Source organism: Sphingomonas sp. GlSt437, assembly GCF_048015635.2.
Taxonomy (GTDB): Bacteria; Pseudomonadota; Alphaproteobacteria; order Sphingomonadales; family Sphingomonadaceae; genus Sphingomonas.
Genome location: NZ_JBPGYA010000003.1, coordinates 303,476 through 316,013 on the forward strand (window position 1 = coordinate 303,476; position 12,538 = coordinate 316,013).

Genomic DNA, 12,538 nt, shown 5'->3' on the forward strand with positions numbered 1-12,538 from the left:
TCCGCATGAATTGACCCGGGGAGCGCCGCCATGTTCTCGACGCCAATGATCATTGCGCAACTGGGCTATGCCCTGCTGCTGGCGATTGCGGTCGGCCCGGGTGTCGGCCGGCGTGCGCGGCTGGCGCTGGCGGTGGCAACCGGTCTGCTTGCCGTGCACGCGGCGACGGAGCCGGGCGAGCTGGTGTCGCTCGCATGGCTGATGACGATCGGCGTTGGTGCGCTGCTGGCGACGCTTGCAGTTGCGCTTCGCGATGGCCGCGCGACATTTAATACCGAAGAGGATGCCCTTCGCAGATCGATTTTTGGCGCTCTGCCGCCGCGTGCGGCGCGGCATTTGATCGACCAGGGCTGGTGGTTGTCCGGGGACGCCGGTGACGAGCTCGCGCAGGAGGGCAAGCCGGTCGAGACCCTGACTTATCTCCATAATGGATCGGCGCGTGTGGTGGTGATGGGTCGCGATATCGGCGGCTGCGGTGCGGGCGACCTGATAGGCGAGGCGACGGCGCTGAGTGGCGAGCCTGCGACCGCCACGGTCGTGCTCGCCTCGCCCGCGCGCTTTTGGTGCGTCAATGCCGCCGCGCTACGCAGCTATGTCGCGGCGAATCCAGAGCTGCGCGGTCCAATCGAGCAGAGCTTCCGCCAGGCGCTGCGCGCCAAACTTGCCACGACCAACGCGGCAATGGCTGCGGCGCTTGGCCGTGGCAGTGCTGCCATCGCCTAAGCCGCCGACGCCAGTCGGTAATCGCGATACTGCTCGCGCAACGCCGTCTTGAGCAATTTGCCCGTCGCCGTGTGCGGCAGGCTGTCGACGAACAGGATTTCATCGGGCAGCCACCATTTGGCGACGTGATTGGCGAGGTGCGCGGTGATCTCGTCGCTCGTCACCCCACTGCCCTCCTTGCGCACCACCAATAGCAGCGGCCGCTCATCCCATTTCGGATGATAAACCCCGATCGCGCAAGCCTCCGCCACCCCGGCGCAGCCGACCGCCGCATTCTCAAGTTCGACCGAGCTGATCCACTCGCCGCCCGACTTGATCACGTCCTTGGCGCGATCGGTGATCTGCATCGTGCCGTCAGTGTGGATGACCGCGACATCGCCAGTGTCGAACCAGCCTTCCGCATCGATCGCATCGGCGTCGGCCTTGAAATAGCGCTTCACCACCCACGGCCCGCGTACCTGCAACCGGCCCGACGAGACGCCATCGCGCGGCTGCTCGACGCCCTCGTCATCGATCACGCGCAGCTCGATGCCGAAGGGGATTTGCCCCTGCTTGCACATCCGGTCGAGCTTCTCGTCGATCGTCATCGCCTCCCAATCGGGCGGCGGCGCGCCAGCGGTGCCGATCGGCGAGGTTTCGGTCATGCCCCACAAATGCTTGACCTCGATCCCCATGCCCATGATCCGCTCGATCATCGCGCGCGGCGCTGCCGATCCGCCGATCGTCACCTGCTTCAGATGTTCGGGCCGCTGCCCGGTCGCGTCGATATGCTGGAACATCGACAGCCACACCGTCGGCACGCCGGCGGAATGCGTGACTTTCTCCTGGTTCATCAGCCGGCACAGCACGGCGGCATCGTTGGTCTGGGCATAGACCATCTTGGTGCCCGACAGCGCGGCGGCAAAGGGCAGACCCCAGGAGGCAGCGTGGAACATCGGCACCACCGGCAGCGCGACTGCCGTGGCCGAGAGGTTGAACACCGCCGGCTGCACTTCGCACATCGCGTGAATCATCGTCGAGCGATGCTCGTACAGCACGCCCTTGGGATTGCCGGTGGTGCCGCTGGTGTAGCAGAGCATGCACGGCGCGCGTTCATCGCCCTCGACCCAGGCATAGTCGTCGTCGAAGGCGTTAATCCGCGCCTGGAACCCGTCAGGCCCCTCGTCATCGAAGGCGATATAATGTTCGATCGACGTCCACTGGCCGCGCAGGCGATCGATGATCGGCTGGAATTGCTTGTCGTAGAATAGCACGCGGTCTTCGGCGTGGTTGGCGATGTAGACGAGTTGCTCGTCGAACAGGCGCGGGTTGATGGTGTGGATCACCCCGCCCATGCCGATCGCGCCATACCAGGCGACGAGGTGGCGGCTGTGGTTCATCGCCAGCGTGGCGATGCGGTCGCCGGGCTGGCAGCCAAGAGTTTCGAGCAGTTGCGCCAGCTTCTTCGCGTCGCGCGCGATACCCGCCCAATCGGTGCGCGTTTCGCGGCCATCGGCCCAATAGCTGACAATCTCGCGGCGCCCATGCTCGCGCGCGGCATGATCGATCAGCCGCGGCACGCGCAGCGCATAATCCTGCATTCCGCCCAGCATTGCCTTCTCCCCTACCCCGCCAGCGCGAGCGGCCGTGGCTCGGCCGTCTTCAGCGTGACGTTCGCGACACCCTGCATCGCCTCGATCCGCTGGGCAAGCTCATGATCGAGGAGGAAGTCGCGACCAAGCAGGATTTGCGCGGTACCGCCGCCAGGGAGCGCGGCGCGGACGCTGACCTCTCCCCGCGCGCCACGCAGCTCGGCGAGCAGCCGGCACAGCGCCTGCATCGCTTCGGGCGTGTCGACCGCGATCTCCATCGCCATCCGTGCGCTGCTCGCCAGCGTCTCGAAGCCCTGCAGCTTCTTGACCGTAACGCGCGGCGTCTCCTCGCCGGGGCGCCGATCGAGCTCGACGGTCGCCAGGCCGCAGCCCCCGGCGCGCGCGGCATCCTCCAGCGCGGTCGAGACGCCATCGTCGAAACAGGTGGCGATGAATTGGCCCGACGGGTCGGACAGCGTCGCCATCAGATAGCGTCGCCCCTTGGCCGAGGTGCGCCAGCGCGCGTCCTCGACCAGCACCGCCATCGTCGCGCCGACGCGCGCGCCGCCTTCGGGGATGTCGATCTCGCCCAGCTCGACATAGGTGCGCGCGCCGTGCAGCCGGGCGAGATGCTTGAAGCGATCGACCGGGTGGGCGGAGAAATAAAAGCCGAACGCCTCGCGCTCCTGCTCCATCCGCTCGGCCATCGACCAGACCGCTGATTGCGGCAGCTTGATCGACGCGCCCGACGCGGGCTCGGCATCGCCGAATAAGCCGGCCTGGCCGCTGGTACGCTGGTCGTGAAGCCGGTTCGCCACCGCCAGCATCGTCTCGGCGCAAGCGAAGATGCCGGCGCGATTGGCATCGATGCCATCGAACGCGCCCGCCGCCGCCAGGGTTTCGAGCTGGCGCTTGTTGATCAGCCGCGGGTCGACGCGCGCGGCGAAATCATCGAGCGAAGTGAAATCGCCCTTCCCCTCACGCTCGGCCACCAGCCGCTCCATCGCGCCCTCGCCGACCGATTTGAGCGCGGCGAGGGCGTAGCGCACCGCCAGCCCCTCGCCCGACGCTTCCACCGTGAACTCGGCCGAGCTTGCATTGATGCACGGCGGCAGCACCGCGACACCCAGCCGGCGCATATCATCGACGAACACGCCGAGCTTGTCGGTCAGCGCCATGTCGAAGCACATCGAGGCAGCGAAGAATTCGTGCGGGTAATGCGCCTTCAGCCATGCGGTCTGATAAGCGAGCAGCGCGTAAGCTGCCGCGTGCGACTTGTTGAAGCCATAGCCCGCGAACTTGTCGATCAAGTCGAACAGCTCGTTGGCTTTGGCCTTGGTGATATTGTTGGCGCTGGCGCAGCCATCGACGAAGATCTGCCGCTGCGCGTCCATCTCGGCCTTGATCTTCTTGCCCATCGCGCGGCGCAGCAGGTCGGCGCCGCCGAGCGAATAGCCGGCCAGCACCTGCGCGGCCTGCATCACCTGTTCCTGATAGACGAAGATGCCGTAAGTCTCGGCCAGGATACCTTCGAGCAGCGGGTGCGGATAGTCGATCGGCTCTTGCCCGTTCTTGCGGCGCCCAAAGCTCGGGATATTGTCCATCGGTCCCGGGCGGTAGAGCGAGACGAGCGCGATGATGTCGCCGAAATTGGACGGGCGCACGGCCGACAGCGTGCGCCGCATCCCTTCCGATTCCAACTGGAACACGCCGACCGTATCGCCGCGCTGGAGCAGCGCATAGACATCGGGATCGTCCCAGGCGAGCGCGTCGAGATCGATGGCGATGCCGCGATCGGCGAGCATCTCGACCGCTTTCTTGAGCACCGACAGGGTCTTGAGGCCGAGAAAGTCGAACTTCACCAGCCCGGCGCCCTCAACATATTTCATGTCGAACTGGGTGACCGGCATGTCCGAGCGTGGGTCGCGATAGAGCGGCACCAATTCGGCAAGCGGGCGGTCGCCGATCACCACGCCGGCGGCATGGGTCGAGCTGTGGCGCGGCAGGCCTTCCAGTTTCATCGCCAGATCGAGCAGATGGCGGACCTGCTCGTCATTCTTGTACTCGGCCGCCAGCTCGCTGACGCCATTGAGCGCGCGATCGAGCGTCCAGGGATCGGTCGGGTGATTGGGGACGAGCTTGGCGAGCCGGTCGACCTGGCCATAGCTCATCTGCAGCACGCGACCGGTATCCTTCAGTACCGCGCGGGCCTTCAGCTTTCCGAAGGTGATGATCTGCGCGACCTGATCGCGGCCATATTTCTCCTGCACATAGCGGATCACTTCGCCGCGCCGGGTTTCGCAGAAATCGATGTCGAAGTCGGGCATCGAGACGCGTTCGGGGTTCAGGAAACGCTCGAACAGCAGGCCCAATTTGATCGGGTCGAGATCGGTGATCGTCAGCGCCCAGGCGACGACCGAGCCCGCGCCCGATCCGCGCCCCGGCCCGACCGGAATGTCATGCGCCTTCGCCCATTGGATGAAATCGGCGACGATCAGGAAATAGCCTGGAAAGCCCATTTGGATGATGACGTCGAGCTCGAACGCCAGGCGGTCGCGATAGGGTTCAGTCCAGTCATCGGCATCGGCACTGGGCGGCGGCAATTTGTCGAGCTCCGCAATCCGCACGAGCCGCTTCTCCAGCCCCTCGCTTGCCTGTGCGCGCAACAGCGCCGCTTCGCCATCGCGATCACCGGCGAGGCTGGGCAGGATCGGCTTGCGCTTGGGTGCAAGCACTGCACAGCGCTGCGCCACCACCAGCGTATTGGCGATCGCCTCGGGCAGGTCGTCGAACAGCGCGCGCATGTCCTTGGCGGGTTTCATCCACGCATCGGGCGAGGATTTGGGCCGGTCGTCGCTGGCGATATAGGTCGAATTGGCGATGCACAGCATCGCGTCATGCGCGGGCAGGAAATTCTGGTCGGCAAAGCAGCACGGGTTGGTCGCGACAATCGGAAGCCCACGATCATACGCCAGATCGAGCAGATGCGGCTCGGCAGCGCCCTCGACCGGATCGAGCCGCCGGGTCAGTTCGATGTACAGACGATCGCCAAACAGCGCTTGCAGGCGATCGGCATAGGCCAGCGCGGCATCGGGCTGGTCCTCGGCGAACAACCGCGCCAAAGCCCCTTCCCGCCCGGCGGTCAGCGCGATCAGGCCATCGGCATGGCGCTCCAGCGCAGCGAACTCGACATGCGGATCGCGCTCGATCGGCCGATCGAGATGCGCTTGCGAAACGAGGGCGCACAGGTTGCGATAGCCTGCCGCATCCTGCGCATAGAGCGCGAGCCAGTCGACCGGCGCGACCACGCCTTCCGGGATATCGGGCCGCAAGACGCCCAACATCGTGCCGATGACCGGCTGCACGCCGGTTGCCATCGCCGCGTCCGAAAACGCCATCGCTGCATAAAGCCCGTTGCGATCGGTCAGCGCGGCGGCGGGAAAGCCAAGCTCGGCGGCGCGCTTGGCAATCGCCTTGGGCTCGATCGCGCCGTCGAGCATGGTGTAGCTGGAAAAGATGCGCAGGGGCACAAAGCCGGAATGGGGCATCGCTACCTTATGGCGATGCGTGCGCCAGCCGGCAATTGATCAGGCCGGACTATCCACAGCTTTGCGCGACCAAAGCCGCGGCAATACCAGCCGGCGCAGCACGATCATCACGGCGGACGCGCTCAGCACGACGGGCAGCAGGTTGTTGAAGTCGCTGATGATCATGATGGCGAACAGCAACGGCATGAACAGGGTCGGTGTCGCGCGGCCCCAGCGCTCCATCGCGCTGATCCCCGCGCGCGCAACGCCCGGCCGCGCCGCCCAGTAGATCCAGGATGCCGAGTTGGCGATGCCGCACGCCATCATCACCCCGGCGTAAAAGCGGAACCCGACCTCAAGCCCACCCTTGATGTAAATGACGTGGACAGCAGCAGGCACGATCGCGATCAAGCACAGCGTCGCGAGCGTCAACGTCGTGAGAATTTTGTCGGTGCGGGCAACGCGCGCGTAGAGCTCGCGATTGTTGATCCAGAATACCGCAGTGAACAGGAAGCTGAGGACGTAGGCGATCAGGCTTTGCCGGCTTTCGTCGAGCAAGGCCGCCAGCGAGACCGCGTCGGTCGGCAAGTGAATTTCGAGCGCCGCTAGCGTCGTCACGATGGCGAAGATACCGTCGGACAACATGATGATCCGATCGGTGCGATGGCGCTGGAGATGCTGATCGAGCGGTTCTGCCCCGGCCAGCGATTCAATCTCCGACATCAGAGCAGTTCCTCGATGTCCTTCTCCAGGCTGGCCGGCGTCACATTGGGGGCATAGCGGCGGAGCACCTTGCCGCTACGATCGACCAGGAACTTGGTGAAATTCCACTTGATCGCTTGCGTGCCCATCAGCCCCGGCGCGGCTTTCTTGAGCGTGACGAACAGCGGGTCGGCATCGGGGCCGTTGACTTCCACCTTGGCGAAGACCGGGAAAGTGACATCGTAATTGACCGTGCAGAATTGCGCGATTTCCGCCGCATCCCCTGGCTCCTGCGCGCCGAACTGATTGCACGGGAAAGCCAGCACCTCGAAACCCCGGTCGGCATATTTGCGGTGCAGGGCCTCCAGCCCCGCATATTGCGGGGTGAAACCGCATTTGGACGCGGTGTTGACGATCAGCAGCACCTTGCCCGCATAATCGGCGAGCGATGCCGTCGCCCCGCCCGGCGCCTTCACCTCGAAATCGGTAATCGCGGTCATGCCCCATCCCCTTCATGCCGGCTGAGCAGATAATCGAGGTTGCGTTTCACCCCCGGCCATTCGCTCATGATGATCGAATAAACGACAAGATCGCGCACGCGTCCATCCATGATCTGGTGGTTGCGCAGCACGCCGTCGCGCTTGGCGCCGAGCCGCTCGATCGCGGCCTGGCTGCGGCGGTTGAACCAGTCGGTGCGGATCTGCACGACGTTGCAACCCAGCACGTCGAAGGCATGGGTGAGCAGCAGCTTCTTCGCTTCGGTATTGATGCCGGTGCGCTGGACCGAGCGCGCGTAGAAAGTGCCGCCGATTTCGAGCCGCTTGTGCGTCTCGCTCATCCGCATGTAGCGCGTGAGGCCGACGAGCTTTCCGTCCGGCAGGCAAACGGCGAAAGGCATCGCTCGGCCATAGTCACGTTCGCGCAGCGCCGTGGCCAGGAAGGCGTTGGGATCGTTGAGCCCGGACACGTTGGTGAAGAACAGCTCGGTGAGCGCGCCGTCAGTGGCAGCGGCGATCAGCGCCTCGCGGTCCTCCGCGACAAGCGGGCGCAGCGTGACATGCCGCCCGACCAGTATCGGCTGATCGCGCCAGGGGTTCACCCCAGCTTCCCCTCGTGGAGCCGCAGCACCCGGTCCATCTGCGCCGCGAGCCGTTCATTGTGCGTCGCGATCAGCGCTGCCGATCCTTCCTCGCGCACCAGCCGCAGAAACTCCTGCAGCACGACGTTTGCCGTGCCCTCATCGAGATTGCCGGTCGGCTCGTCGGCCAGCACCAGCGCCGGCTTGTTGGCGAGCGCGCGCGCGACGGCGACGCGCTGCTGCTCGCCGCCCGACAGCTGATTGGGCCGGTGCGTCAGCCGCGCGCCAAGGCCGAGCGAGGTCAGCAGCCGCTCCGCGCGCGCTTGCGCTTCCGCCGGCGGCCGATCGCGGATCAGTTGCGGCAGCACGACATTCTCGGTCGCGGAGAAATCGGGGAGCAGATGGTGGAATTGATAGACGAAGCCGAGCTTGTCGCGGCGCATCTCGGTGCGGCCCTGCTGGTCGAGCCCTGCCGCTTCGACGCCGCCGATACGGATCGACCCGCCAAAGCCGCCTTCGAGCAAGCCCACTGCCTGGAGCAGCGTCGACTTGCCCGAGCCCGACGGCCCGAGCAGCGCGACGATTTCGCCCGGCCCGACGCTGAGGTCGACGCCGCGCAACACCTCGATCGTGACGTCGCCCTGGGTGAAGCTGCGCGTCAGACCGCGAACGTCGAGGACGGGGGCGCCGGCATCACTCATATCTTAGCACCTGCACCGGATCAGTGTCCGCCGCCTTGAACGCCGGGTAGAGCGTCGCGAGGAAGCTGAAGACCAGCGCCATCGCCGCGATGATGACGATTTCGACCGGGTTGGGTTTGGACGGCAGCTCGGTCAGGAAGCGGATCGACGGGTCCCAGAGATTTTGCCCGGTCAGATACTGGATCGCATCGACGATCGGCTGACGGAAATAGAGGAAGGTGAAGCCGAGGATCAGCCCCGCGACCATCCCCAGCGCACCGATCGTGGTGCCGACGGTCATGAACACCCGCATCAGCGCCGCGCGCGTCGCGCCCATCGTGCGCAGGATGGCGATATCGCGCGTCTTGGCGCGGACCAGCATGATCAGCGACGACAGGATGTTGAACACCGCGACCAGGATGATGATCGACAGCACGGTGAACATCGCGACGCGTTCAACCTCCAGCGCCTGAAAGAGCTGCGCGTTCATCTGGCGCCAGTCGCTCAGCACCGCGCGATTGGCGACATGGCTTTTCAGCGCGGCCAGCGTCGTACCGACCGTATCGGCGTTGCTCGTCGTCAGTTCGACCATGCCGACGCTGTCGCCGGTCAGCAGCAATTGCTGCGCATCCTCGATCGGCATGACGACATAGGCCTTGTCATAATCATAGACGCCGATCTCGAAGATCGCGCCGACGGTGTAGCTCACGACGCGCGGCACGGTGCCGAACGGCGAGGTCTGGCCTTGCGGGCTGATCAGCTGGATCTGGTCGCCGACTTGCGCGCCGAGCTGCTCGGCGAGCTGGCTGCCGATCGCGATGCGGCCGCTGCCCGGGGTGACATTGGCAAGCGCGCCGGATTTGACATGGCCTGATATATCCTTGTTGCCGCGAATATCCTCCAGCCGCATGCCGCGCACCAGCACCGCCTCGACGCGGCCGTTGAAGCTCGACATCAGCGGCTGCTCGATCAGCGGGGTGGCGGAGACGACGCCCGGCGTCGCGCGCGCCTCGCGCACAATCTGACGCCAGTCGGGCAGCTCGCCGCCATAGCCCTGGATGACGGCATGGCCGTTCAGCCCGACGATCTTGTCGAACAATTCAGCGCGAAAGCCGTTCATCACGCTCATCACGATGACCAGCGCGGCCGTGCCGAGCATGACCGCGATAAGGCTGATGCTCGCGACCAGCACGATGAAGGATTCGCCGCGCCCGGGCAGCAGATAGCGCCGGGCGATCATTCGTTCGTAACGCGACAGCAGCATTCTTGTCCTTGTCCGCCCCCGCGATCAGGTTGTTGGCGGCAAAACCGCCTCGTTTCGCCTTAGGGGCGCGGATAGGCGCTGGCAACGATGGCGATCAGACGGCAGAACTGTGGCGATTCCGCCACAGGCCGCGCCAATTGTTGGACGCCAATGCTCCACAACGGTGACAAACCGTCCTGCTGCGCCTAACGCTCACGCCACTGAGACACAGGCAACGGCCGTGGTTCGGGGAGGCCTTGCGCGGCAGCTGCGACCAAGCAGCAGCGCGGCAACCAAGGCTCTCAAGGGGGCTGACGAGCAATCGTCACGCAGGCGCCCGGATCGGCAACGGTCCGGGCGTTTCGCTTTTCTGGCCTTGCACGATCCTACCCCTGGCGAGGGGCGCCGCAGGCGACGGAGGGGGTGCTCCATCGCCTGTTTGGCCTTATCCCCCTCCGTCACGCTCCGCGTGCCACCTCCCCCGATGGGGGAGGATTGAGGCTCAAAACGCCGTGCTGACCGTCACGCCAAATGTGCGCGGATCGCCCGGCTGGCCGACCACCAGCCCGGTATTGCCCGATTGCAGCGCCAGCACCTCGAAATAATTCTGGCTGAAGGCGTTGCGGACCCAGCCGAAGATGTTGAATCGCTCGCCCGTCTTCACCCCCAACCGGAAATTGCTGAGCGCATAGCCGTTGATATAGGTATAGGCCGACGGCGACGGGTTGGACGAGAAGCGCGAGCGATAGCTGCCGTCATAGCCCGCATAGACGCTCCCCTGCCGGCCGAACAATCGCACCGGCAGGTCATATTCGGCGCCGTAGGAAAACGCCCATTTGGAAACGCCGGGCAGGACCTGGCCCGAAATATCGCAGCTCGCCGGGCTCAGCGACCCCGGCACACCCGCTGGCCCCGGCGTCTGCCCGGCGGCGACCGTCGTGCCGCCTGACAATTCCGGCGGGCACGGCGCGTCGACGAACCGGACATATTTCGCGTCGGTATAGCTGCCATTGGCATAAAGATTGAGCCGCGAGGTCGGCTTGAACGCCGAATCGATCTCGATGCCGCGCGTCCGCACTTGCCCGGCATTGGCGAGATAGCCCCGCAACACGCCGAGCTGCCCGTTGTTCACCGTTGCCTGATAATCATAGATGTCGGTCCAGAACGCCGCGAAATTCACGGTGGCGCGGTGGCCCAGCAACTGCGTCTTCAGCCCGACCTCATAATGATTGACTTCCTCGGGCTTGACCGTCGCCGAGGCATAAATCGGCTGATTGGTCGCATCGAGCGGCAGGCCCGACAGGTTGACGCCCGCCGATTTGTAGCTGCGCGCATAGGTCGCATAGGCATGGAATTCCGGCGCAATCGCCCAGGCCAGGGTGACATCGCCCGAGACATTCCACTTGCTGAGATGCGCCGGGTAATTTTGCGGCGGCAGCGTCGAGCATTGGTCGCGCAGCACCGCATTGCTTGCCGGCGGTGCCGGGGTGCAGGTGATCACCGCCCCTGCCCCGGTCGTCACCACGGCGTTGTAAAGCGCGTTCTTCTCGTCATAATTGATGCGGATGCCGGGCTGGAACGACAGGCTGTCGGTGACATGCCAGGTCAGCTTGCCGAACAACGCCGCGCTGGTGTTGCCGAGGTGGCTGGTCAGCGTCGACGTGAGCCCGTTGAGCACGGCCGGGTTGTTGGCATCGGCCCCGGTCAGCAGATAGCGGCTCGCCGCTGATCCCTGCACCTGCAGCCCCTGCACATCGACCGCCTGGAAGAAGTAGAAAGCGCCCGCGACATAATCCAACCGCCGCGTGCCGTTGGACGCGATGCGCAACTCCTGGCTCAGCTGATATTGCTGCGAGCTGTTGGCTGACACGGTCGTGATCGGCAGGCCGGTGAAATCGCGGTCGCTGTTGGGCACCCAGTCCCAGAAGCGATACGCGCTGACCGAGGTGATCGTCGCGGGCCCCACATCCCAATTCGCGACCAGCGACGCGCCACCGATCGATTGCTTGGCGTGCGGCACTGCGTCCAGATCGGTCACCCGGTCGAACGGATTGGTCGACGGCACCGTGTACCCGAGCGCCGCCGCCAGCGCGGGATATTGCCGCGCCGCCGCGCGCTGCGTCGTCCCCACCCGCACATAATATTGCACGCAGCATTTGGGATCCTGGTGATTGAAATCACCGTAGAGCGTGATGTCGAGATTATCGGTCGGCTTCCACAGCAGCTGGCCGCGATAGCTCTGATTGTCCTGGCTGTTCTGATATTGGTTGAGCGCGCGGTTGTAGATGGTGCCGCGCCGCGTGGTGATCGAGGTCGACAGCCGAATCGCGAGCTTGTCGTCGATCAGCGGGCCGGAAACCGAGGCCTTGCCCTGGAAGAAATCATAATTGCCGCCGCTGAGCTCGACGCGCGCTTCGGGCGTGAAGCTGGGTTTGCGCGTCGTGATGTTGATCGCGCCAGCAGTGGTGTTCTTGCCATAGAGCGTGCCCTGCGGCCCGCGCAGGATTTCGATGCGGTCGGTATCGGTGAAGTCGAACGCGGCGGACGCGATGCGGCTGTAATAGACCTGGTCGACATAGATGCCGACGCCCTGCTCGATACCGACATTGGTAAGGCCGAACGGTGCGCCGAGCCCGCGGATATTGGCAGCCGAATTGCGTGGGTTGGTCGAGTAGAATTGCAGCGAGGGCACAAGCTGGGTCAGCCGGTTGACGTTGTACGCGCCCGTCTCCGCCACCGCTGTGCCGCCGATCACCGAAATCGCGATCGGCACATTCTGGATCGTCTCGTTGCGCCGCCGCGCCGTGACGACGATGTCGTTGCCGCCGCCTTGCTGTGCCTGGCCGAGATTGCCAGGATCTTTCGCTGACGGCGCGCTGGCGCTCTGCTGCGGCTCGGCGGCGGGATCGCTGGGCGCAGCCGCCGCATCGGGATTGGTCGCGGCAAGCAGCAGCGCGGCAGTGGTCAACAACATTAGACGAAGTCCCCCATGTAAGATCCAGGTCATAATCCCG

The 12,538-nt window shown here is 65.0% G+C and carries 9 protein-coding genes; 1 reads left to right on the top strand and 8 read right to left on the bottom strand.

Going from position 1 to position 12,538, the window contains the following annotated elements:
* The first annotated feature begins 30 nt into the window (after window positions 1–30).
* Window positions 31–723, top strand: coding sequence for a Crp/Fnr family transcriptional regulator (locus ACLB0R_RS15475; RefSeq protein WP_416644245.1), 693 nt, complete (start codon window positions 31–33; stop codon window positions 721–723).
* Here ACLB0R_RS15475 and ACLB0R_RS15480 read toward each other — a convergent pair.
* The 8 genes from ACLB0R_RS15480 to ACLB0R_RS15515 all read right to left on the bottom strand — a co-directional run bounded on the left by ACLB0R_RS15480 (window position 720) and on the right by ACLB0R_RS15515 (window position 12,498).
* A complete protein-coding gene (locus tag ACLB0R_RS15480; RefSeq protein WP_416644246.1) occupies window positions 720–2,315 on the bottom strand; it encodes a long-chain fatty acid--CoA ligase in 1,596 nt (531 codons plus the stop codon). The two genes, ACLB0R_RS15475 and ACLB0R_RS15480, sit on opposite strands and share 4 nt — an antisense overlap.
* 11 nt (window positions 2,316–2,326) lie before the next feature.
* Window positions 2,327–5,842 (bottom strand): DNA polymerase III subunit alpha, encoded by a 3,516-nt coding sequence (dnaE, locus tag ACLB0R_RS15485; RefSeq protein ID WP_416644247.1) that lies wholly within the window; start codon window positions 5,840–5,842, stop codon window positions 2,327–2,329.
* A gap of 39 nt (window positions 5,843–5,881) precedes the next feature.
* Window positions 5,882–6,544, bottom strand: coding sequence for a TMEM175 family protein (locus ACLB0R_RS15490; protein ID WP_416644248.1), 663 nt, complete (start codon window positions 6,542–6,544; stop codon window positions 5,882–5,884).
* Window positions 6,544–7,023: a glutathione peroxidase gene (locus tag ACLB0R_RS15495; protein ID WP_416644249.1), complete on the bottom strand. Its 480-nt coding sequence runs from the start codon at window positions 7,021–7,023 to the stop codon at window positions 6,544–6,546. Before ACLB0R_RS15495 ends, ACLB0R_RS15490 begins: the two co-directional genes overlap by 1 nt.
* The gene (locus ACLB0R_RS15500; RefSeq protein WP_416644250.1) at window positions 7,020–7,622 is read right to left on the bottom strand and encodes a GNAT family N-acetyltransferase; all 603 of its coding nucleotides are present in this window, start codon (window positions 7,620–7,622) and stop codon (window positions 7,020–7,022) included. The genes ACLB0R_RS15495 and ACLB0R_RS15500 overlap by 4 nt, the downstream gene beginning before the upstream one ends.
* Window positions 7,619–8,302 (bottom strand): ABC transporter ATP-binding protein, encoded by a 684-nt coding sequence (locus ACLB0R_RS15505; protein WP_416644251.1) that lies wholly within the window; start codon window positions 8,300–8,302, stop codon window positions 7,619–7,621. The genes ACLB0R_RS15500 and ACLB0R_RS15505 overlap by 4 nt, the downstream gene beginning before the upstream one ends.
* Window positions 8,295–9,545, bottom strand: a complete 1,251-nt coding sequence (locus ACLB0R_RS15510) for a lipoprotein-releasing ABC transporter permease subunit (RefSeq protein ID WP_416644252.1) — start codon at window positions 9,543–9,545, stop codon at window positions 8,295–8,297. The genes ACLB0R_RS15505 and ACLB0R_RS15510 overlap by 8 nt, the downstream gene beginning before the upstream one ends.
* 481 nt (window positions 9,546–10,026) lie before the next feature.
* Window positions 10,027–12,498 (bottom strand): TonB-dependent receptor, encoded by a 2,472-nt coding sequence (locus tag ACLB0R_RS15515; RefSeq protein ID WP_416644253.1) that lies wholly within the window; start codon window positions 12,496–12,498, stop codon window positions 10,027–10,029.
* Window positions 12,499–12,538: the final 40 nt, after the last annotated feature.